At 61.7% G+C, this 20,068-nt stretch carries 23 protein-coding genes; 14 read left to right on the forward strand and 9 right to left on the reverse strand.

The window, feature by feature from the left end:
• Positions 1-4: 4 nt before the first annotated feature.
• Complete coding sequence (gene choX / locus K1X80_RS01345) at positions 5-922, reverse strand: choline ABC transporter substrate-binding protein (protein ID WP_186625704.1); 918 nt, start codon at positions 920-922, stop codon at positions 5-7.
• A gap of 19 nt (positions 923-941) precedes the next feature.
• Positions 942-2,456, reverse strand: a complete 1,515-nt coding sequence (gene betC, locus K1X80_RS01350; RefSeq protein WP_057957884.1) for a choline-sulfatase — start codon at positions 2,454-2,456, stop codon at positions 942-944.
• A gap of 103 nt (positions 2,457-2,559) precedes the next feature.
• Between betC and K1X80_RS01355 the strand changes: the two genes are divergently transcribed.
• The 6 genes from K1X80_RS01355 (at position 2,560) to K1X80_RS01380 (ending at position 8,281) form a co-directional block, all read left to right on the forward strand.
• Positions 2,560-3,510, forward strand: a complete 951-nt coding sequence (locus K1X80_RS01355) for a choline sulfate utilization transcriptional regulator (RefSeq protein ID WP_057439276.1) — start codon at positions 2,560-2,562, stop codon at positions 3,508-3,510.
• A gap of 31 nt (positions 3,511-3,541) precedes the next feature.
• Positions 3,542-3,868: a DOPA 4,5-dioxygenase family protein gene (locus tag K1X80_RS01360; RefSeq protein WP_057444830.1), complete on the forward strand. Its 327-nt coding sequence runs from the start codon at positions 3,542-3,544 to the stop codon at positions 3,866-3,868.
• Positions 3,869-4,031: 163 nt separating this feature from the next.
• The gene (locus K1X80_RS01365; RefSeq protein WP_057957885.1) at positions 4,032-4,997 is read left to right on the forward strand and encodes a 2-dehydro-3-deoxygalactonokinase; all 966 of its coding nucleotides are present in this window, start codon (positions 4,032-4,034) and stop codon (positions 4,995-4,997) included.
• A gap of 1 nt (position 4,998) precedes the next feature.
• A complete protein-coding gene (locus K1X80_RS01370; protein ID WP_057957886.1) occupies positions 4,999-5,619 on the forward strand; it encodes a 2-dehydro-3-deoxy-6-phosphogalactonate aldolase in 621 nt (206 codons plus the stop codon).
• 46 nt (positions 5,620-5,665) lie between these two features.
• Positions 5,666-6,814, forward strand: coding sequence for a galactonate dehydratase (gene dgoD / locus K1X80_RS01375; RefSeq protein WP_032857121.1), 1,149 nt, complete (start codon positions 5,666-5,668; stop codon positions 6,812-6,814).
• 150 nt (positions 6,815-6,964) lie between these two features.
• Positions 6,965-8,281 carry an MFS transporter gene (locus K1X80_RS01380; RefSeq protein ID WP_057957887.1) on the forward strand — a complete coding sequence of 439 codons (1,317 nt, stop codon included), beginning with the start codon at positions 6,965-6,967 and terminating at the stop codon, positions 8,279-8,281.
• A 138-nt stretch (positions 8,282-8,419) separates the two neighbouring features.
• On the opposite strand, the gene trpA is transcribed toward K1X80_RS01380, so the two are convergent.
• A complete protein-coding gene (gene trpA, locus K1X80_RS01385; protein ID WP_057439273.1) occupies positions 8,420-9,229 on the reverse strand; it encodes a tryptophan synthase subunit alpha in 810 nt (269 codons plus the stop codon).
• The gene (gene trpB, locus K1X80_RS01390) at positions 9,229-10,455 is read right to left on the reverse strand and encodes a tryptophan synthase subunit beta (RefSeq protein ID WP_057957888.1); all 1,227 of its coding nucleotides are present in this window, start codon (positions 10,453-10,455) and stop codon (positions 9,229-9,231) included. The genes trpA and trpB overlap by 1 nt, the downstream gene beginning before the upstream one ends.
• A gap of 109 nt (positions 10,456-10,564) precedes the next feature.
• Here trpB and K1X80_RS01395 point away from each other — a divergent pair, with 109 nt between their 5' ends.
• Entirely contained in the window at positions 10,565-11,461 is an 897-nt protein-coding gene (locus K1X80_RS01395) for a LysR family transcriptional regulator (protein ID WP_057439271.1), read from the forward strand.
• Here the strand turns inward: K1X80_RS01395 and K1X80_RS01400 are convergent.
• Positions 11,458-11,784, reverse strand: a complete 327-nt coding sequence (locus tag K1X80_RS01400) for a YqjD family protein (RefSeq protein WP_003170746.1) — start codon at positions 11,782-11,784, stop codon at positions 11,458-11,460. The two genes, K1X80_RS01395 and K1X80_RS01400, sit on opposite strands and share 4 nt — an antisense overlap.
• 155 nt (positions 11,785-11,939) lie before the next feature.
• Here K1X80_RS01400 and K1X80_RS01405 point away from each other — a divergent pair, with 155 nt between their 5' ends.
• Positions 11,940-12,155 carry a dodecin gene (locus tag K1X80_RS01405; RefSeq protein ID WP_057439270.1) on the forward strand — a complete coding sequence of 72 codons (216 nt, stop codon included), beginning with the start codon at positions 11,940-11,942 and terminating at the stop codon, positions 12,153-12,155.
• 115 nt (positions 12,156-12,270) lie between these two features.
• On the forward strand, positions 12,271-12,495 hold the full coding sequence (locus K1X80_RS01410) for a DUF1161 domain-containing protein (RefSeq protein ID WP_057439269.1): 225 nt from the start codon (positions 12,271-12,273) through the stop codon (positions 12,493-12,495).
• A gap of 67 nt (positions 12,496-12,562) precedes the next feature.
• Here the strand turns inward: K1X80_RS01410 and K1X80_RS01415 are convergent, their stop codons facing one another.
• Positions 12,563-13,564, reverse strand: a complete 1,002-nt coding sequence (locus K1X80_RS01415) for an LLM class flavin-dependent oxidoreductase (RefSeq protein WP_057439268.1) — start codon at positions 13,562-13,564, stop codon at positions 12,563-12,565.
• Between the two features lie 212 nt (positions 13,565-13,776).
• Here K1X80_RS01415 and K1X80_RS01420 point away from each other — a divergent pair, with 212 nt between their 5' ends.
• Positions 13,777-14,208, forward strand: a complete 432-nt coding sequence (locus K1X80_RS01420; RefSeq protein ID WP_186625920.1) for an OsmC family protein — start codon at positions 13,777-13,779, stop codon at positions 14,206-14,208.
• A gap of 149 nt (positions 14,209-14,357) precedes the next feature.
• A complete protein-coding gene (locus K1X80_RS01425) occupies positions 14,358-14,597 on the forward strand; it encodes a DUF1161 domain-containing protein (protein ID WP_057439267.1) in 240 nt (79 codons plus the stop codon).
• On the opposite strand, the gene K1X80_RS01430 is transcribed toward K1X80_RS01425, so the two are convergent.
• Positions 14,598-15,026, reverse strand: a complete 429-nt coding sequence (locus K1X80_RS01430) for a hypothetical protein (protein ID WP_128593090.1) — start codon at positions 15,024-15,026, stop codon at positions 14,598-14,600.
• A gap of 87 nt (positions 15,027-15,113) precedes the next feature.
• Between K1X80_RS01430 and K1X80_RS01435 the strand changes: the two genes are divergently transcribed.
• Positions 15,114-16,157: an aminopeptidase gene (locus K1X80_RS01435; protein ID WP_120731127.1), complete on the forward strand. Its 1,044-nt coding sequence runs from the start codon at positions 15,114-15,116 to the stop codon at positions 16,155-16,157.
• Positions 16,158-16,241: 84 nt separating this feature from the next.
• Here the strand turns inward: K1X80_RS01435 and K1X80_RS01440 are convergent, their stop codons facing one another.
• Both K1X80_RS01440 and K1X80_RS01445 read right to left on the reverse strand, forming a co-directional pair.
• Positions 16,242-16,901 carry an HAD family hydrolase gene (locus K1X80_RS01440; RefSeq protein WP_186625921.1) on the reverse strand — a complete coding sequence of 220 codons (660 nt, stop codon included), beginning with the start codon at positions 16,899-16,901 and terminating at the stop codon, positions 16,242-16,244.
• Positions 16,898-17,440, reverse strand: coding sequence for a gamma carbonic anhydrase family protein (locus tag K1X80_RS01445; protein ID WP_120731132.1), 543 nt, complete (start codon positions 17,438-17,440; stop codon positions 16,898-16,900). Before K1X80_RS01445 ends, K1X80_RS01440 begins: the two co-directional genes overlap by 4 nt.
• 101 nt (positions 17,441-17,541) lie before the next feature.
• On the opposite strand from K1X80_RS01445, the gene prlC reads away from it, so the two are divergent.
• Positions 17,542-19,593: an oligopeptidase A gene (prlC, locus tag K1X80_RS01450; RefSeq protein WP_120731134.1), complete on the forward strand. Its 2,052-nt coding sequence runs from the start codon at positions 17,542-17,544 to the stop codon at positions 19,591-19,593.
• The gene (locus K1X80_RS01455; protein ID WP_057439263.1) at positions 19,590-19,865 is read left to right on the forward strand and encodes a YheV family putative zinc ribbon protein; all 276 of its coding nucleotides are present in this window, start codon (positions 19,590-19,592) and stop codon (positions 19,863-19,865) included. Before prlC ends, K1X80_RS01455 begins: the two co-directional genes overlap by 4 nt.
• Positions 19,866-20,068 lie beyond the last annotated feature (203 nt).

Consider the following 20,068-nt stretch of genomic DNA (forward strand, 5'->3'; position numbering starts at 1 on the left):
CCTGTTAAAGCCTGGCCTTGACCGCCGCCAATGCCTCCTGGCCATCCAGGGTTTTGACCCCCTCCAGCCACTGCTCCAGCACCGCCGGATTGGCCTTGATCCATGCCTTCGCCGCGTCGGCATTACTGACCTTGTTGTTCGCCACCTCGGCCATGATGCTGTTTTCCATGTCCTGGGTAAACGTCAGGTTGGCCAGCAGTTTCGCCACATTCGGGCAGGCTTGTGCATAACCCTTGCGAGTCAGGGTGTACACGCTGCCGGTGTCGCCGAAGTATTTTTCGCCGCCCTTGAGGTAGCGCATCTTCAACTGCACGTTCATCGGGTGGGGCGTCCAGCCGAGGAAGGTGACGAAACGCTCGCGCTTCACCGCCCTGGACACCTCGGCGAGCATCGCCTGCTCACTGGATTCGATCAGCTTCCACTGGCCGAGGTCGAAGTCGTTTTTCTTGATGATCTCTTGCAGCGACAGGTTGGCCGGCGCGCCGGAGCCGATGCCGTAGATCTTCTTGTCGAACTTGTCGGCGAATTTATTCAGGTCGGCAAAGTCACGCACGCCGGCCTCCCACACATAGTCCGGCACCGCGAGGGTGAACTCGGTGCCCTCGAGGTTTTTCGCCAGTTGCACCACGTCGCCATTGGCCACGAACTTGTCGTAGAAGCCCTGCTGCGCCGGCATCCAGTTCCCCATAAACACATCCACCTGGCCGTCCTTGAGCCCGCCAAAGGTGATCGGCACCGCCAGGGTATCGACCTTGGCCTTGTAACCCATGCCGCTCAGTAAAAAACCAGTGATGGCGTTGGTGGCGGCAATGTCGCTCCAGCCGGGGTCGGCCATTTTTACCGTCTCGCAACGGGCGTCGGCGTACACCTGGCTAGCACTCAATAACAGTACGGCACTCACGGCTGTGGATAACTTTTGCATGGCCTTCCCCTCACTGGATTTATTGGTTTTGGCAGGGTTGTGGATAACGTGCCTTGCGCTCCAGATCGTCGAGGTCGATATGGTTGCGCATGTACTGCTGGCTGGCGTCTACCAGCGGCTGGTGATCCCAGCTCTTGAGTTTGCCCAGCGTCAGCGCCTCGTATACCAGGCGCCGGCGGCGCTGGCTGGCGAGCACTTGCTGGTGGATCGCGGGCATGTCCCATTTGGCTCGCGCCTCGACCAGGAAGGCGTCGAACAGCGCACGGTGGGCCGGCGACTGGCTGAGTTCTTCCTGCTCACGGGGGTCGTTGTGTACATCGAACAGCAGGCAAGGATCGTCCTCGCTGTAGATGAATTTGTAGGCGCCCCGGCGAATCATCATCAGTGGGCCGATGGTGCCTTCGGCCATGTATTCGCCGAACACCTCGTCATGCCCGCCCTGCCCTCGCAAGTGCGGGACCAGCGAGCGGCCATCCAGGGGCAGGTTGGCGTCGAGTTCACCGCCGGCCAGCTCCACCAGGGTCGGCAACAGGTCGGCAGTGGACACCGCCGCACTCACCCGCCCGGCCTGGAATTGCCCCGGCGCACAGACCAGCAGCGGGACCCGCGCGGCCATTTCAAACCAGTGCATTTTGTACCAGAGCCCACGCTCGCCGAGCATGTCGCCGTGGTCGCCGGAGAACACAATGATGGTGTCCTCGGCCAGGCCAGTGTCCTGCAGGGTTTGCAGGAGTTTGCCGACATTGCTGTCGATGTAGCTGCAGGCACCGAAGTAGGCGCGCCGTGCATCGCGGATCTTATCCACAGGCAGCGGTTTGTCCCACAGGTCGTAGACCTTGAGCAGGCGCTGGGAATGGGGGTCCAGCTCGGTCTGGGCCGGGGTTGTAGGCATAGGGATGTCACTGCCGTCGTACAGATCCCAGAACGGTTTGGGAATGGTGTACGGGTCGTGGGGGTGGGTCATGGACACCGTGAGGCAGAACGGCTGGTCGCCGTCCTCGCGAATATGGTCGAACAGGTACTGCTGGGCCTTGAACACCACCTCTTCGTCGAAATCCAGCTGGTTGGTACGCACACACGGGCCGGCTTGCAGCACCGACGACATATTGTGATACCAGGTAGGGCGCACGTCGGGCTCATCCCAGTTCACCGCCCAGCCGTAGTCGGCGGGGTAGATATCGCTGGTGAGGCGCTCTTCATAGCCGTGCAACTGGTCGGGCCCGCAGAAATGCATCTTGCCCGACAGCGCCGTGCGATAGCCGAGGCGGCGCAGGTAGTGGGCGTAAGTCGGGACGTCGGCGGGGAAATCCGCCGCGTTGTCGTAGGCGCCGATCTTGCTCGGCAACTGGCCGCTGACCAGGGTAAAGCGCGACGGCGCGCACAGCGGGCTGTTGCAGTATGCAGCGTCGAACACCACGCCCTGGGCGGCGAGGCGGCTCAGGTTGGGCAGTTTGATCGGCGAAGGACCGTAGAACGGAAGCAACGGCGCGGCCATTTGATCGGCCATGATGAAAAGAATGTTCTTGCGCTTCATGGTCTCTCGGCATTCCATAGTCAGTGTTTATGCGATTGAGCATGCAGGCCATGGAAACCGTGGTAAAGCCCATGAAAAGCAATGTCTAGGATAAGTACCGCTTATGTATAAAGCCCTGGGTAACCTGTCGCTGGATCTGTTGCGGGCCTTTGAAGCCGCCGCCCGTCATCGCAGCTTCACCGCGGCGGCCATGGAGCTGGGCACCACCCAGCCGGCTGTCAGCCAGCAGATCAAGCGCCTGGAAGAACAACTGGCGGTGCGCCTGTTTGATCGCATCTACCGTGGCATCGAACTGACGGACGCGGGCATGCTGCTGTTCGAACATGTTCAGGCCGGGTTGCAGAGCATTGATACGGGCCTGGGCGCGATCACAGAGCAGGACCAGCACGAAGTGTTGCAAGTGGCGACTGACTTCGCCTTCGCTGCCTATTGGCTGATGCCACGTCTGCATCGCTTTCACGAAGCCAACCCACAGGTGGATGTGAGCCTGGTCACCAGCGAGCGCAACCACGCGACCTTGCGCAGTGATATCGATGTGGCGGTGTTGTTTGGCGATGGGCGTTTTCGCCAGGGCCACAGCCAGTGGTTGTTCAACGAGGAAGTGTTCCCGGTGTGCAGCCCGCAACTGCTCAGGGGCCGCACTGCACCACTGTCGTTACAAAGCCTGCAGGAACTGCCGCTGTTGCACCTGCGCCAGGAAAACAACAGCCAGTGGTTCGACTGGAACGGGGTGTTTCGCGAACTGGGGATCACCGCCGCACCAACCCCGGGGCCCCTGCGTTTCGACAATTACACCCTGCTGATCCAGGCGGCGATTGCCGGCCAGGGTGTGGCCATCGGCTGGCGCCATCTGGTGGATAACCTGCTGGAGCAGAAGTGGCTGTGCCGGCCGATTGGCGACACGGTGATCTCGCGCTTTGGATATTACGTGGTGTTGCCCCAGCGCAAGCGCCGCGGGCAGTTGATCGAACGGTTTGTCGAGTGGCTGGCGGCGGAGCAGGCCAGCAGCGCGCAGCCCCTGGCCGGGCTGGCCCTGCCGTCGATTGCGGTCTAGGATCGGCCGATCAACGAGTCCGGAGCCTCTCATGCAACGTATCAAGGGCTACCACGCCCATATCTACTTCGACGCCAGTACGATCGACCAGGCGCGCACGCTGTGTGAAGACGCGGCGGCCATCTTCCCGCTGCGCATGGGGCGCATGCATGAGCGCCCGGTGGGCCCGCACCCGGATTGGAGCTGCCAGCTGGCGTTCGACCCGCAGTACATCGGCGTGGCGCTGCCGTGGCTGGCGCTCAATCGCAATGGGTTGGTGGTGTTTCTGCACCCGGATACCGGCGATGACCTGAAGGACCACACCGACTACGCGATCTGGATGGGGGCCATGCGCCCGTTGGATCTGTCGATTTTTTAACCAGTTGCTGTCAGCTGAATCCTCGCGTTCCTGTGCGATGAAAAGTACGGGGGCGTGGGGATTTTCTTTATCTTGTTCCACTATATGGGATTGATATTTATATATTGAGATATTTCAAGCCTTAGGTTTATAGTCGGCCATCTGTCACATTCCAGGTGAAACGATGCCGGCGCAATTGATCGCGCTCGATTGGGGTACCAGTTCCCTTCGTGCTTATAAGCTCGGCCCCGGTGGCCAGGTCCTCGAACAGCGCTCGCTGGCGTCGGGGATCATGCATTTGCCCAGCGAACCACGGTTGATTGCCGGCGTTCACTGCTGCGATGGGTTTGAACTGGCGTTTGATGACGCCTGTGGCGACTGGCTGGCTGCCCAGCCCGATCTGCCGGTGATTGCCTGCGGCATGGTCGGCAGCGCCCAGGGCTGGGGCGAAGCGGCCTATCGCAAGACGCCGGTCGACGTCGCCAGCCTCGGCCAGGCCCTGCACAAGGTACGCAGCCTGCGCGGTGTCGATGTGCATATCGTGCCCGGCGTGATCGAGCAGGTTGGCTTGCCCAACGTGATGCGCGGCGAAGAAACCCAGGTGCTCGGCGTGCTGCAAAGCCTGCCAGCCTGCGCTGAGTTATTGATCGGCCTGCCCGGCAGCCATTCCAAATGGGTCGAGGTGGTCGAAGGCCGCATCACCCACTTTGACACCTTCATGACCGGTGAACTGTTCGCGGTGCTGAGCACGCACAGCATTCTGGGGCGTACGCAAAAGAGCGCCGGGCAGTTCCAGGCCCAAGCGTTTGATCGAGGCGTGCACGTGGCGCTTTCAGCGGATGGTCAGCGTGGGGTGCTGTCGACCCTGTTCAGCGCGCGCACCCTCGGGTTGACCGCTGAACTGACCCCTGAGCAGCAACCCGACTACCTGTCCGGCCTGCTGATCGGCCATGAACTGGCCGGCTTGCCCGACCGTGCACGCACCCCGCCGATCATCCTGGTCGGCGCCAACGCCCTCTGCGCCCGTTACCAGCGCGCCCTCGCCCTGTGTGGTTTCAGCCACGTCAGCCTCGCGCAAGAAGCAACTCAGCGCGGCCTGTGGCAACTGGCACTGGCCGCCGGGCTCATTCAACCTGCAATCGAGGCCTGACATGCTCAAGCAAGCACTCACTCAAAACGGTTTGATCGCGATCCTGCGGGGCCTGCGCCCGGATGAGGCCGCAGCTGTCGGCCAGGTGCTGTACCAGGCCGGGTTCCGGGTGATCGAAGTGCCACTCAACTCGCCCGATCCCTACACCAGCATCCGCACCCTGCGTGAGACGTTGCCCGCCGATTGCCTGATCGGTGCCGGCACCGTGCTGACGCCCGAGCAGGTGGAGCGGGTGAAGGCGGCGGGTGGCCAGGTGATCGTCATGCCCCACAGTGATGCCAAGGTGCTGCGCGCCGCAAAAGCCGCTGGCCTGTACCTGTCGCCCGGGGTCGCGACGCCCACCGAAGCTTTCGCCGCCCTGGCCGAAGGTGCCGATGTGCTGAAGCTGTTCCCGGCCGAGCAAATGGGCCCGGCGGTGGTCAAGGCCTGGCTGGCGGTGCTGCCGGCCGGCACGGTCCTACTGCCGGTGGGCGGGATTACCCCGGACAACATGCAAGTGTTCGTCGACGCCGGGGTCAAGGGCTTTGGCCTGGGCTCCGGGCTGTTCAAGCCCGGCATGAGTGTCGAGCAGGTGGCGAGTCGTGCCCAGGCGTATGTCGCTGCCTGGAACGCCTTGAACTGAGTGTGCCTGGCGCCCAGGCGCTGCATCCGACAAGAGAGATAAGCAGATGAAAATCACCAAACTGACCACCTTTATCGTGCCGCCGCGCTGGTGCTTCCTCAAAGTGGAAACCGACCAGGGCGTGACCGGTTGGGGCGAGCCCGTGGTTGAAGGCCGCGCCCACACCGTGGCGGCCGCGGTCGAGGAGCTGTCCGACTATTTGATCGGCAAAGACCCACGCAATATCGAAGATATCTGGACCGTGCTGTATCGCGGCGGCTTCTACCGGGGCGGTGCGATTCATATGAGCGCCCTGGCCGGCATCGACCAGGCCTTGTGGGACATCAAGGGCAAGGCCCTCGGGGTGTCGGTCAGCGACCTGCTGGGCGGCCAGGTGCGGGACAAGATCCGTGTCTATTCGTGGATCGGCGGCGACCGTCCGGCTGACACCGCCCGTGCGGCCAAGGAAGCCGTGGCCCGTGGGTTTACGGCGGTGAAGATGAATGGCACCGAGGAGCTGCAGTTTCTCGACACCTTCGACAAGGTCGACCAGGCCCTGGCCAACGTCGCCGCCGTGCGCGATGCGGTCGGCCCGAATGTCGGCATCGGCGTGGACTTCCATGGCCGCGTGCACAAGCCCATGGCCAAGGTGCTGATGAAAGAGCTGGACCCGTACAAGTTGATGTTTATCGAAGAACCGGTGCTCAGCGAAAACTACGAAGCGCTCAAGGAGCTGGCGCCCCTGACCAGCACCCCGATTGCCTTGGGTGAGCGGCTGTTCTCACGCTGGGATTTCAAGCGCGTGCTCAGCGAAGGCTACGTCGACATCATCCAGCCGGATGCGTCCCATGCCGGCGGCATCACCGAAACCCGCAAGATCGCCAACATGGCCGAAGCCTACGACGTGGCCCTGGCCCTGCACTGCCCGCTGGGGCCGATTGCCCTGGCGGCGTGCCTGCAACTGGACGCGGTTTGTTACAACGCGTTTATCCAGGAGCAAAGCCTGGGCATTCACTACAACGAGAGCAATGACCTGCTCGACTACGTGCGCGATCCGGGAGTTTTCGATTACGACCAAGGCTTCGTGAAGATCCCCAACGGGCCGGGCCTGGGGATTGAGATCAACGAGGAATACGTGATCGAGCGCGCGGCCATTGGTCACCGCTGGCGCAACCCGATCTGGCGGCATGCCGATGGCAGTTTTGCCGAGTGGTGATTTTCACCTGATGGCACGTGGTCAGTGTGGGAGCTGGCTTGCCTGCGATAGCAATCTTAAATGTTCCGCCGCCATCGCAGGCAAGCCAGCTCCCACTTTCAACCCGGTAGCCGTTAATCGACCTCAATAAACATAATAAGAGGCTCCCCCATGCACCCTGAAACCCTCACCGGGCAGGCGTCTTTAGTCACGCCCAGCCGCAAGCGTTACTTCATCATGGTCCTGCTGTTTATCACGGTGGTGATCAACTACCTGGACCGCAGCAACCTGTCGATTGCCGCGCCAGCCCTGACCAGTGAGCTGGGCATCGACCCGGTGCATGTCGGGCTGATTTTTTCGGCGTTCGGCTGGACCTATGCCGCCATGCAAATCCCCGGCGGCTGGCTGGTGGACCGGGTGCCGCCGCGCATTCTGTACACCGCCGCCCTGCTGTTATGGTCGATTGCCACGGTGATGCTGGGCTTTGCTGCGAGCTTTATCGCGTTGTTCGTGTTGCGCATGGCGGTGGGTGCCCTGGAAGCGCCGGCTTATCCGATCAACAGCCGGGTCGTCACCAGTTGGTTTCCCGAGCGTGAGCGTGCCACGGCCATTGGTTTCTACACGTCCGGGCAGTTCGTCGGGCTGGCGTTCCTCACCCCGGTGCTGGCCTGGTTGCAGCACCACTATGGCTGGCACATGGTGTTTATCAGCACCGGCGCGGTGGGCATCCTCTGGGCGCTGGTGTGGTACGCGGTGTACCGCGAGCCGCGGGACTTCAAGGGGGTCAATAGCGCAGAAATCGAGCTGATCCGCGCAGGCGGCGGCCTGGTGGACCTGGACGCACAAACTGCCAAGCGCAAGGCGCCCTTCAGTTGGGTCGACCTGGGGATCGTGCTGAGCAAGCGCAAGCTGTGGGGCATCTACCTGGGCCAGTTCTGCCTGAACTCGACCCTGTGGTTTTTCCTGACATGGTTCCCGACCTACCTGGTGAAATATCGCGGCATGGACTTCATCAAGTCCGGCCTGCTCGCCTCGCTACCCTTCCTCGCGGCCTTTGTCGGGGTGTTGTGTTCCGGGCTGTTTTCCGACTGGCTGATCCGCCGTGGCACCTCGGTGGGGTTTGCGCGCAAGTTGCCGATCATCAGCGGCCTGCTGATTTCCACGGCAATCATTGGCGCCAACTTCGTCGATTCGACGCCACTGGTGATTGCGTTCCTGGCGGTGGCGTTTTTCGGCAACGGCCTGGCGTCGATCACCTGGTCGCTGGTCTCGACCCTGGCGCCGGCGCGGCTGTTGGGGCTGACTGGGGGAGTGTTCAATTTCATCGGCAACCTGGCGGCGATTACCACGCCGATCGTCATTGGCTTTCTGGCCACGGGCGATTCGTTTGCGCCGGCGATTACCTACATTGCGGTGCTGGCGCTGCTGGGGGCGCTGTCCTACATATTGCTGGTGGGCAAGGTCGAGCGGATCGAGCTCAAGGAATAGATACCTATCCGCTAGGGGCCTGTGGCGAGGGAGCTTGCTCCCGTTGGGGCGCGAAGCGGCCCTAAAATGGGACTGCTACGCAGTCCAACGGGAGCAAGCTCCCTCGCCACAACAGCCCGCTTGCCCAGAGCAAGAATCTTACTTGCGAGCGTTACGCACACCTTCCGACAGCGCTGCACACAGGCTCAACACCCCGTCAATCGCTTGCTGGTCGTTGCTGGCGTTGGCGATGTGGTCGATCAGCGCCGACCCCACCACCACACCGTCCGCCAGGCGGGCGATGGCGGCGGCTTGTTCCGGGGTGCGGATGCCGAAGCCGATGCTGATCGGCAGGTCGGTATGCCGGCGCAGGCGGCCGACGGCTTCTTCCACGTGCTCCAGGGTAGCGGCACCGGCACCGGTCACACCGGCCACCGACACGTAGTACACAAACCCGGAGCTGCCGTTGAGCACGGTGGGCAGGCGCACATCGTCAGTGGTTGGCGTGGTCAGGCGGATAAAGTCGATGCCCGCGGCCTGGGCCGGGTCGCACAGTTCGCTGTTATGTTCCGGTGGCATATCGACCACGATCAGGCCATCGACGCCGGCCTCTTTTGCGTCACTGATAAACCGTGGCACGCCGTACATGTGGATCGGGTTGAAGTAGCCCATCAGCACCAGCGGTGTATCAGTGTTGCCCTTGCGGAACTCGCGCACCATCTGCAGGGTTTTCGCCAGGTTCTGCTTGGCGCCCAACGCACGGATATTGGCCAGTTGGATCGCCGGGCCATCGGCCATGGGGTCGGTGAAAGGCATGCCCAGTTCGATCACATCGGCGCCGGCTGCCGGCAAGCCCTTGAGGATCGCCAGGGAGGTGTCATACCCCGGGTCGCCAGCGGTAACGAAGGTCACCAGGGCGGCGCGGTTTTGTTCCTTGAGTTGCGCAAAGCGGGTTTGCAGGCGGCTCATCAGTGTTTCTCCTGCTTGGCGGTTTCCATATGGTGCATAACGGTCTGCATGTCCTTGTCGCCACGGCCTGACAGGTTGACCACCATCAGGTGATCCTTGGGCAGGGTCGGGGCGCGCTTGAACACTTCGGCCAGGGCGTGGGCGCTTTCCAGTGCCGGAATAATCCCTTCCAGGCGGCAGCATTTGTGGAAGGCGTCGAGGGCTTCGTCGTCGGTTACCGAGGTGTACTGGACGCGGCCAATGTCGTGCAACCATGCGTGCTCAGGGCCGATGCCGGGGTAATCGAGGCCCGCAGAGATCGAGTGGGCGTCGATGATCTGGCCGTCGTCGTCCTGTAACAGGAAGGTACGGTTGCCGTGCAGCACGCCCGGTACGCCGCCATTGAGGCTGGCCGCGTGCTTGCCGGTTTCGATGCCGTAGCCGGCGGCTTCAACACCAATGATCTCCACGCTGGTGTCATCGAGGAACGGGTGGAACAGGCCCATGGCATTCGAGCCACCGCCGATGCACGCCACCAGGCTGTCCGGCAGGCGGCCTTCCTGGGCTTGCAACTGGGTGCGGGTTTCCTTGCCGATCACCGCCTGGAAGTCGCGCACCATCGCAGGGTACGGGTGCGGGCCGGCCACGGTGCCGATCAGGTAGAAGGTGCTGTCGACGTTGGTTACCCAGTCGCGCAGGGCTTCGTTCATCGCGTCCTTGAGGGTACCGGTGCCGGCGACCACTGGGATCACTTCGGCACCCAGCAGCTTCATGCGAAACACGTTGGCCTGCTGGCGCTCGATATCGGTGGTGCCCATGTAGATCACGCATTGCAGGCCAAACCGCGCGGCGACGGTGGCGGTGGCCACGCCGTGCATGCCGGCGCCGGTCTCGGCGATGATGCGTTTTTTGCCCATGCGCCGCGCCAGCAGGATCTGGCCGATGCAGTTGTTGATCTTGTGCGCGCCGGTGTGGTTCAGCTCTTCACGCTTGAGGTAGATCTTGGCGCCGCCGCAGAACTCGGTCAGGCGCTCGGCGAAATACAGCGGGCTTGGGCGTCCGACGTAGTCGCGCTGGAAGTAGGCCAGTTCTTCGTTGAAGGCCGGATCGACTTTGGCCGCTTCGTATTCGCGGGCCAGGTCGAGGATCAACGGCATCAGGGTTTCCGCCACGTAGCGGCCGCCGAACGCGCCAAACAGGCCGTTGGCATCAGGGCCGTTGCGTAAATCGGTCTGGGACTGAGTCATGGTGCGCTCCAGGGTGAAGAGGTGGGAGAGGCAATGACGGCCACTCTACCCCTGACGCTGTACCGTGAAAACCGATAAGATCGCCGCAACCTGTCAGGAAAACTCACAGATGAGCCGAGACCTTCCACCCCTTAACGCCCTGCGTGCGTTCGAAGCCACTGCCCGCCTCAACAGCGTCAGCCAGGCTGCCGAGCAATTGCATGTGACCCACGGTGCCGTCAGCCGACAACTGAAAGTGTTGGAAGAACACCTTGGGGTGAGTCTTTTCGTCAAGGATGGGCGTGGCATTAAACTCACAGATGCCGGGGTGCGGCTGCGCGATGCCAGCTTCGAGGCGTTCGAGCGCCTGCGGGATGTGTGCGGGGAACTGACCCAGAGCAGCGCTGATGCGCCGTTTGTCCTCGGCTGTTCTGGCAGTTTGCTGGCGCGCTGGTTTATTCCACGGCTGGGGCGCTTGAATGCGGATTTGCCGGATTTGCGCCTGCATCTATCAGCGGGCGAAGGCGATCTTGACCCCAGGCGGCCGGGCTTGGATGCCTTGCTGGTGTTTGCCGAGCCGCCGTGGCCGGCCGATATGCAGGTGTACGAGTTGGTCAGCGAGCGGATCGGCCCGGTGATGAGCCCGCACTTTGCCCATTACCAGGCCCTGCGCCAGGCGCCCGCCCAGGCCCTGCTGGGCGAAGCCCTGTTGCACACCACCTCGCGCCCACAAGCCTGGCCCAATTGGGCGCAGCACCATGGCATCGACGCCAGCGCGCTTAAGTATGGCCAGGGTTTTGAACATTTGTATTATTTGCTGGAGGCGGCCGTAGCGGGCCTGGGGGTGGCGATCGCACCGCAACCGCTGGTGGCGGAGGACGTGCGTGCCGGTCGCCTGGTTGCGCCGTGGGGTTTTAGTCAAACCCCGGCGCAACTGGCGTTGTGGCTACCCAAGCGCGCCGCGGATGGGCGCGCCCGGCAGTTGGCGCAATGGCTCAAGGCTGAGCTTGCGCGCCAACCGGTTTAGTCACCGCGTTTGCACAGCAGGTAGGCCGCCAGCAGGCCCAATGCGCCAACGGCAACGCCGGCGGTGGTCCAAGGATGCTCTTGGGCATAGTCACGGGTGGCAACCCCGGTTTCGCGGATTTTCACTTTGCTTTCTTCGTAGGCATCGCTGATCAGATGGCGGGAGTGCTTGAGGGCATTCTCGGCATTGCTTTTCAGGGCCTTGAGGGTTTTGCGCGACTCGTCGGATGCATCGTCCTTGAGGCTCTCAAGGGATTTGAGCAGGCTCGAAATCTCGGCTTCCATGCTTTCCAATGACGCTTTGCGTAAAGAGGTGTTGGCCATGTGGGCTCTCCTGGAGTGAATGAGTGACGTGTGTTGATTCCGACTGCGGGGGTTTCAGAAAGTGCAGTAAATCTGAACTTTCAGGTGAGAAGAGTCGCCAGAAGCAGTACGAAGAATCACTGCTAGGCTGTATTCATCGACCCAGGAGAGCACTCATGACTGATCATCACACCTACAAAAAAGTCGAACTGGTGGGCTCGTCCCCAACCAGCATCGAGGACGCCATCAACAATGCCTTGGCCGAGGCCAACAAGAGCATCAAGCACCTGGAGTGGTTTGAGGTCACCGAAACCCGTGGCCACATCAAGGACGGCAAGGCCGCGCACTTCCAGGTGACCCTCAAGGTGGGCTTCCGCATTGCCAATAGTTGATCGGCACGGTTGAACTTGCACGCTGGCCGATTGCCATAACCTGCGCTACACCCTTTGGGCGCCGATACCCTGCGTGTCGGCGTACATTTTTTGATCAGCGCAAGGAAAGTAACGGATGAAAAAGTTTCTGTTAGCGGTAGGTTTGTTGAGCCTGGCAGGTACAGCCCTGGCGGCTGGCAAACCTTGTGGCGAGCTGAAAAGCGAAATCGACGCCAAGATCCAGGCCAATGGCGCTTCCGGGTACACCCTGGAAATTGTCGATAAAGGCAGCGCAACCAACGGCGAAGTGGTCGGCAGTTGCGAAGGTGGTACCAAGGAAATCGTCTACAACCGCGGGTGATCCCGTGGTAGCAACCAACTGTGGGCGTTGTCGAGCCTCGCCAAGGCTCGACAACGCCCACAGGGGTTTAGCCCTTCATCACTTGTGCCAGCAGCTCGTAGGAATGAATCCGATCAGCATGCTCGTACAGGTCGCAGGTAAAGATCAGCTCATCGGCACCGGTCTGCTCGATCAACACCTCCAGCTTGGCGCGAATCTTCGCCGGGCTCCCCACCATTGCCAGGCCTAGAAAACTACCTACCGCGTCTTTCTCATGGGGCAGCCACAGGCCGTCCATGCTGTCGACTGGCGGGCGCTGGACCAGGCTTTGCCCACGCATCAGCGCGAGGATCCGTTGGTAGACCGACGTGGCCAGGTAATCGGCCTGTTCATCGGTATCGGCGGCCACCAGCGGCACACCGAGCATTACATAAGGCTTGTCGAGCACCGCCGAAGGCTTGAAGTGATTGCGATAGACGCGAATCGCCTCATGCATCATGCGCGGTGCGAAATGGGAGGCGAAGGCGTAGGGCAAACCGCGCTCGCCGGCCAGTTGGGCGCTGAACAGGCTGGAGCCGAGCAGCCAGATCGGGACGTTGGTGCCGGTGCCCGGCATGGCGATCACCCGTTGGTCGGGGGTACGCGGGCCCAGGTAGGCCATCAACTCGGCCACATCTTCCGGGAAGTCATCGGCGCTGCCGGAGCGCTCGCGGCGCAAGGCGCGGGCGGTCATCTGGTCGGAGCCGGGTGCGCGGCCCAGGCCCAGGTCGATCCGGCCGGGGTAGAGGCTCTCCAGGGTGCCGAACTGTTCAGCGATCACCAGTGGCGCATGGTTGGGCAGCATCACGCCGCCTGCGCCGACCCGGATGGTCGAGGTGCCGCCGGCCAGGTAGCCCAGCAGCACCGAAGTCGCGGAGCTGGCGATGCCATCCATATTGTGGTGCTCGGCTACCCAGAAACGGGTGTAGCCGAGCTTTTCCACGTGCTGGGCCAGGTCCAGGGAATTGCGCAGCGACTGCGCCGGGCTGCCATTGGCGCGCACCGGTACCAGGTCGAGGGTCGAGAACTTTACATCGGACAGTGGTTTCATAAGCCTGCTTCTCCATAGGGGCGCAGGCTTGTGACGAACCAAAACCTGCCGCTTCATGTGCATGTTCTATGCAATGTGGGCATATACCCGAGATTCAATAGTGGGCATGAAATTTCCTACTAATCCACTTGGTTTTTCCGACGGGGTGAACTTTGCCAGAGGTTCTATCCTCAGAACCTTACTGATGCACAACCACTGCTTGGGAGATCGCTATGAGTATCGTAAAAAAAGCCTCCGCACACTGGGAAGGCGACCTGAAAACCGGTCTGGGCTCTATCTCGACCGAAACCGGCGTACTGCGCGAAGCCCCCTACGGCTTCAAGGCACGTTTCGAAGGCGGCAAGGGCACTAACCCTGAAGAACTGATCGGCGCGGCCCATGCCGGTTGTTTCTCCATGGCCTTTTCCATGATTCTCGGTGATGCCGGGCTCAAGGCCGACAGTATCGACACCCAGGCCGAAGTGACCCTGGACCAGGTGGACGGTGGTTTTGCGATCACAGCGGTTCACCTGATCCTCAAGGCCAAGATTCCCGGCGCGAGTCAGACGCAGTTCGATGAACTGAGCAAGAAGGCCAAGGAAGGATGCCCGGTGTCCAAGGTGCTGAATGCCACCATCACCCTGGATGGCACCCTCGTCAGCTGACCCTGCGCAGGTCCAATGTGGGAGCGGGCTTGCTCGCCCCCCACATTTTGTTCTGCGTTAAATCAGAACTCGCGTTTCGCAAATGTGGTCTCATACCCATGCAGCCTTTGGCGCACACCCGTGCGCAGCGCATTTAGGGAGCTTCACACATGAAACGTTTTGCCTTGGCGATTATCTGCGGTGTTTTGGCCACATCGGCAATGGCCGCGCCGAAAGACTGTGAAGAGCTCAGGAAAGAGATTGAAGTCGGCCTACAGGCCAAGGCAATCCCGTCCTACACCCTGGAAATCATCACCGCCGAAGAAGCCAAAAATCATGACGAAGCCATGATCGTCGGCTCCTGCGAAAACGGCACCAAGCGCATCATCTACCAGCGCAACGATGACTGATCAGGGAATGCAGTTGACGCTGCGTTCCTCGGCCAGCAACTGACGCTGGGCGTCATACAGCCGGATGTTCGGGGTAAAGCCCAGCGAACGCCCTTCCAGGCGGTAGCGTTGGCCGGCCTGGAACTGGTCGTATTGCAGGGTGATAAAACAGGTGCGCTCCTGGGGCTGGTTCAGCCCGCCACCCAGGCCCGCCCCGGCATACACTTCAAAATCAAAACGCACCATCAACTCATGGCTGCCCGCTGGCACCTGGAAGTAGCGCCCGTCTTCCAGGGCCTTGCCGTCCAGGCGTTGCGCCATGACCAGCTTGGCGCCCGGCGTCGGCGTGGCGAAATCGACCCAGGCCTGTTGCGGGTCGGCGGGCGGGATTGGCGCGGAGGCACAGGCGCTGAGAAAAATCGCCGCCAAGGGAAGCAGGAGCTGACGCATAGTGGGCACTCAACCGTAGGAATGGTATGAGCATAACCCCTGCCGGCCAGTTAGTCTGGCGGGCCAATGACTCTGGAGCGGTTTGACATGGTGTGGCGTTTCTTGGCGGGGCTGACGTGCCTGTGGCTCGGCGGTTGCTCCAGTGTCAGCTACTACAGCCAACTGGCCAGCGGCCAATGGCAGTTACTGCAGGCGCGGCAGCCGGTGGCCGAAGTGATTGCCGATCCGACGCGCCCGCAAGTGTTGCGTGAGCATTTGGCGCACTCCCAGAAGGCGCGCACCTTCGCCAGCCAACAGTTGCACCTGCCTGACAATCAGAGCTATCGCCTGTATGCCGATATCGGCCGGCCGTATGTCGTCTGGAATGTCTTCGCTACATCAGAATTTTCCTTGTTACCCCAGAACCATTGCTTCCCGATTGCCGGATGTGTGGCCTACCGTGGTTATTACACTCAGGGTGCGGCGCGGGGCGAGGCGGCGTTGTTGCAACTGCGTGGCATGGATGTGTCGATTGGCGGGGTCGAGGCCTATTCCACCCTCGGCTGGTTCGATGACCCGATCATGAGTTCGATGATGCGCTGGGGTGAAGAGCGCCTGGCCACGGTAATTTTTCACGAGCTGGCGCACCAGCGCTTTTATGTGAAGGACGACACCGAGTTCAATGAGTCGTTTGCCACCTTCGTCGAGCAGGAAGGCACCCGGCAATGGCGCGCGGCCCGTGGCCTGGCGCCTGCGAGCGAATCGACCTTGAAGCAGCGCGACCAGTTTATCCAGTTGATCCTCGACACCCGCAGCCGCCTGGAGCGCCTGTATGCGCAGCCGTTGGCCGCCGATGCCATGCGCCAGGCCAAGGCCGCCGAGTTCGAGCGCTTGCGCAGTGATTATCGGCAGATGCGCGACAGCCAGTGGGGCGGCGACAAGCGTTATGACGCCTGGATCAATCAGCCGATGAACAATGCGCGGTTGTTGCCGTTTGGGCTGTATGACCAGTGGGTGCCGGCGTTTGCGGCGTTGTTCCGCCGCGAGGGTGGGGATTGGCTGAGGTTCTACGGTGCCGTGGAGCAGTTGGGGCGCTTGCCGGTGGAGCAGCGCAAATTGGCGTTGCGGCAGTTGGAGGGGCGTGACCTTTAGGGCCCCATCGCAGGCAAGCCAGCTGCCACATGTTGATGTGTGAACACCGCCAATGTGGGAGCGGGCTTGCCCGCGATAGCGGTCTCAATCCCGCCGCAAAAATGCCTGATGCATCTCGTCCAGCGTCTCAAAATGCCAGCGCGGCGCTTCGGCACTCAATTCTGCAAAACTGCCAAACCCATACCCCACCGCCGCTGCATCCAGGCCATTGCTACGTGCGCCGATCAGGTCGTGCTTACGGTCGCCGATCATCAAGGTACTGGCCGGGTCCAGCCCTTCCTCGTGCATCAAGTGGGCGATCAGTTCGACCTTGTTGGTGCGCGTGCCGTCCAGCTCACTGCCGTAGATCACCTTGAAGTGCTTGGCGAAATCGAAATGCCGGGCGATCTCCCGGGCAAATTCCCACGGCTTGGAGGTGGCCACATACAGCTGGCGCCCCTGGCCATTCAACGTTTCCAGCAATGGCATGACCCCGTCGAACACCCGGTTTTCATAGAGCCCGGTGACCTTGAAGCGTTCGCGATAGAAATTCACCGCCTGCCACGCCCGGGCCTCGTCGAAATCGTAGAACTGCATAAAGGCCTGCAGCAACGGCGGGCCGATAAAGTGTTCGAGCTTGGTCAGGTCCGGCTCATCAATGCCCAGCTTGGCCAAGGCGTATTGGATCGAGCGGGTGATGCCTTCCCGTGGGTCGGTCAGGGTGCCGTCCAGGTCAAATAGAACCGTCTGGTAATCCAGGGTCATTGGTCGAATCCCTCTGCCAGGTGCAGGTCCTTGAGCTTCACGTAGTTCGCGGCGCTATAGGTGAAAAAGGCGCGTTCCTTGTCAGAAAGCGCGCGAATTTGTTTAACCGGGCTGCCCACATACAAAAAACCGCTTTCAAGTTTCTTGCCCGGCGGCACCAGGCTGCCGGCACCGATGATCACATCGTCTTCAACCACCGCGCCGTCCATCACAATGCTGCCCATGCCGATCAGGATGCGACTGCCGACGGTGCAGCCATGCAGCATGACCTTGTGGGCGATGGTCACGTCGTCACCGATCAGCAGCGGGAAACCGTCAGGATTGAACGGCCCGGCGTGGGTAATGTGCAGCACGCAGCCATCCTGCACGCTGGTGCGCGCGCCGATGCGGATACGGTGCATGTCGCCGCGAATCACCGTCAGCGGCCAGACCGAGCTGCCGGCGCCGATTTCGACATCGCCGATCACCACCGCCGAAGCATCGACGAAAGCCCCGGCGCCGAGGGTTGGCGTGTGATTCTGATAGGTGCGAAGGGTCACGATAGCCTCTCTCTGTTTGGTTGATAGCTGCGGTGGACGTTGATTGTAATTAAGATGGCCCCATCTTTGTCTTACCTGTTTCTTCAGCCAAGGTGCCAACCGTGAGCGCGAACAACCCTCTTTTGCAGTCCTACGACCTGCCGCCGTTCTCGGCGATCCGTGCCGAGCACGTCCAACCGGCCATCGAACAGATCCTGGCCGACAACCGCGTCGCCATCGAAGGCATCCTGCAAAGCCAGGGAAAAAATCCGACCTGGGCTGGCCTGGTCCTGGCCATGGATGAACTCAACGACCGCCTGGGCGCGGCCTGGAGCCCGGTCAGCCACCTCAATGCCGTGTGCAACAGCGCCGAACTGCGCGAAGCCTATGAGGCCTGCCTGCCGGCATTGAGCGCCTATTCCACCGAGATGGGCCAGAACCGCGAGCTGTTCCAGGCCTTCGAAGCCCTGGCCAACAGCCCGGAAGCGGCCGGTTTCGACGTGGCGCAAAAAACCATTCTGGAGCACGCGCTGCGCGACTTCCGCCTGTCGGGTATCGACCTGCCGCCTGAGCAGCAGAAGCGCTATGCCGAGGTGCAGAGCAAACTCTCCGAACTGGGCAGCAAGTTCTCCAACCAATTGCTCGACGCCACCCAGGCCTGGACCAAGCACGTCACCGACGAAGCCACCCTGGCCGGCCTGACCGACTCAGCCAAAGCGCAAATGGCTGCTGCGGCCCAGGCCAAAGGCCTCGACGGCTGGCTGATCAGCCTGGAATTCCCCAGCTACTACGCGGTGATGACCTACGCCCACGACCGCGCCCTACGTGAAGAAATCTACGCGGCCTACTGCACCCGCGCGTCGGACCAGGGCCCGAATGCCGGTCAGAACGATAACGGCCCGGTGATGGAACAGATCCTCGACCTGCGTCAGGAATTGGCCCAACTGCTTGGCTTCGCCTCTTTCTCCGAACTGAGCCTGGCCACCAAAATGGCCGAATCCAGCGACCAGGTACTGAGTTTCCTGCGTGACCTGGCCAAGCGCAGCAAGCCATTTGCCACCCAGGACCTGCAGCAGCTCAAGGCCTACGCTGCCGAACAAGGCTGCGCCGACCTGCAAAGCTGGGACAGCGGTTTCTACGGTGAAAAACTGCGTGAACAGCGCTACAGCGTGTCCCAGGAAGCCCTGCGTGCCTACTTCCCGATCGACAAAGTGCTGGGCGGGCTGTTTGCCATCGTCCAGCGCCTGTACGGCATCGAGATCGCCGAGCAAAAAGGCTTCGATACCTGGCACCCGGATGTCCGCCTGTTCGAAATCAAGGAAAACGGCCAGCACGTCGGCCGCTTCTTCTTCGATCTGTATGCCCGCGCCAACAAGCGTGGCGGTGCCTGGATGGACGGCGCCCGTGATCGTCGGCGTACCGCCGAGGGTGCGCTGCAAAGCCCGGTGGCCAACCTGGTGTGCAACTTCACCCCGGCCGACAGCGGCAAGCCTGCCCTGCTGACCCACGATGAAGTCACCACCCTGTTCCACGAATTCGGTCACGGCCTGCACCACCTGCTGACCCGCGTCGAACACGCGGGCGTGTCCGGTATCAACGGTGTGGCCTGGGATGCGGTGGAGTTGCCGAGCCAGTTTATGGAGAACTGGTGCTGGGAGCCGGAAGGCCTGGCGCTGATTTCCGGTCACTATGAAAGTGGCGAAGCATTGCCCCAGGACCTGCTGCAAAAAATGCTCGCGGCGAAGAACTTCCAGTCCGGCCTGATGATGGTGCGCCAACTGGAATTCTCGCTGTTCGACTTTGAGCTGCACGCTACCCACGGCGATGGCCGCAGCGTGGCGCAGGTGCTCGAAGGCGTGCGCGACGAAGTGTCGGTGATGCGTCCTCCGGCCTACAACCGCTTCCCCAACAGCTTCGCGCATATCTTCGCCGGCGGTTACGCGGCGGGGTACTACAGCTACAAGTGGGCCGAAGTGTTGTCGGCGGATGCCTTCTCCAAGTTCGAAGAAGACGGCGTGCTCAATGCCGAGACTGGCCGGGCGTTCCGCGAGGCGATCCTGGCCCGTGGCGGTTCCCAGGCGCCGATGGTGTTGTTCGTCGACTTCCGCGGACGCGCACCGTCGATTGACGCACTCTTGCGCCACAGCGGCCTGAGTGAGGACGCAGCAGCATGAGTGACGGGCCTGTGATCACCAAAAAGCAATTTATCGCCGGGGCCGTGTGCCCGGCGTGCAGCGAGCCGGACAAGTTGAAGATGTGGACCGAAGACAACGTGCCCCATCGCGAATGCGTGGCCTGCGGCTATACCGACACGCTCAACGACCAGGGTTTGTCGGTGCCCAAGGAATTGGGCACGCGGGTCAATACCTCGGCGTTGAAAGCGCCGGCGGACCCCAAGGTGCAGGCGGTGCAGTTCTTCCCTAATCCGAAGCTGAAAAAAGACTGACGGGCCTTACTCCGTCCAACCTGTGGGAACAGGCTTGTGTAGGAGCTGGCTTGCCTGCGATAGCATCACCTCGGTGTCACTGATACACCGAGGCGTCTGCATCGCAGGCAAGCCAGCTCCTACATGAGCCAGCTCCCACATTTTTTTGCGCGCATTTCTCGATTTTCCTGGCTGAAACGGTTCTCTCATTCCTTAGCCTGCTA

Source organism: Pseudomonas sp. So3.2b (genome assembly GCF_019464415.1).
Taxonomy (GTDB): Bacteria; Pseudomonadota; Gammaproteobacteria; order Pseudomonadales; family Pseudomonadaceae; genus Aquipseudomonas; species Aquipseudomonas shahriarae.

Bases quoted from the DNA above. Each gene is read 5' to 3' on its own strand.
- choX (WP_186625704.1), bottom strand. From the start codon at position 922: ATGCAAAAGTTATCCACAGCCGTGAGTGCCGTACTGTTATTGAGTGCT.
- betC (WP_057957884.1), bottom strand. From the start codon at position 2,456: ATGAAGCGCAAGAACATTCTTTTCATCATGGCCGATCAAATGGCCGCG.
- K1X80_RS01355 (WP_057439276.1), top strand. From the start codon at position 2,560: ATGTATAAAGCCCTGGGTAACCTGTCGCTGGATCTGTTGCGGGCCTTT.
- K1X80_RS01360 (WP_057444830.1), top strand. From the start codon at position 3,542: ATGCAACGTATCAAGGGCTACCACGCCCATATCTACTTCGACGCCAGT.
- K1X80_RS01365 (WP_057957885.1), top strand. From the start codon at position 4,032: ATGCCGGCGCAATTGATCGCGCTCGATTGGGGTACCAGTTCCCTTCGT.
- K1X80_RS01370 (WP_057957886.1), top strand. From the start codon at position 4,999: ATGCTCAAGCAAGCACTCACTCAAAACGGTTTGATCGCGATCCTGCGG.
- dgoD (WP_032857121.1), top strand. From the start codon at position 5,666: ATGAAAATCACCAAACTGACCACCTTTATCGTGCCGCCGCGCTGGTGC.
- K1X80_RS01380 (WP_057957887.1), top strand. From the start codon at position 6,965: ATGCACCCTGAAACCCTCACCGGGCAGGCGTCTTTAGTCACGCCCAGC.
- trpA (WP_057439273.1), bottom strand. From the start codon at position 9,229: ATGAGCCGCCTGCAAACCCGCTTTGCGCAACTCAAGGAACAAAACCGC.
- trpB (WP_057957888.1), bottom strand. From the start codon at position 10,455: ATGACTCAGTCCCAGACCGATTTACGCAACGGCCCTGATGCCAACGGC.
- K1X80_RS01395 (WP_057439271.1), top strand. From the start codon at position 10,565: ATGAGCCGAGACCTTCCACCCCTTAACGCCCTGCGTGCGTTCGAAGCC.
- K1X80_RS01400 (WP_003170746.1), bottom strand. From the start codon at position 11,784: ATGGCCAACACCTCTTTACGCAAAGCGTCATTGGAAAGCATGGAAGCC.
- K1X80_RS01405 (WP_057439270.1), top strand. From the start codon at position 11,940: ATGACTGATCATCACACCTACAAAAAAGTCGAACTGGTGGGCTCGTCC.
- K1X80_RS01410 (WP_057439269.1), top strand. From the start codon at position 12,271: ATGAAAAAGTTTCTGTTAGCGGTAGGTTTGTTGAGCCTGGCAGGTACA.
- K1X80_RS01415 (WP_057439268.1), bottom strand. From the start codon at position 13,564: ATGAAACCACTGTCCGATGTAAAGTTCTCGACCCTCGACCTGGTACCG.
- K1X80_RS01420 (WP_186625920.1), top strand. From the start codon at position 13,777: ATGAGTATCGTAAAAAAAGCCTCCGCACACTGGGAAGGCGACCTGAAA.
- K1X80_RS01425 (WP_057439267.1), top strand. From the start codon at position 14,358: ATGAAACGTTTTGCCTTGGCGATTATCTGCGGTGTTTTGGCCACATCG.
- K1X80_RS01430 (WP_128593090.1), bottom strand. From the start codon at position 15,026: ATGCGTCAGCTCCTGCTTCCCTTGGCGGCGATTTTTCTCAGCGCCTGT.
- K1X80_RS01435 (WP_120731127.1), top strand. From the start codon at position 15,114: ATGGTGTGGCGTTTCTTGGCGGGGCTGACGTGCCTGTGGCTCGGCGGT.
- K1X80_RS01440 (WP_186625921.1), bottom strand. From the start codon at position 16,901: ATGACCCTGGATTACCAGACGGTTCTATTTGACCTGGACGGCACCCTG.
- K1X80_RS01455 (WP_057439263.1), top strand. From the start codon at position 19,590: ATGAGTGACGGGCCTGTGATCACCAAAAAGCAATTTATCGCCGGGGCC.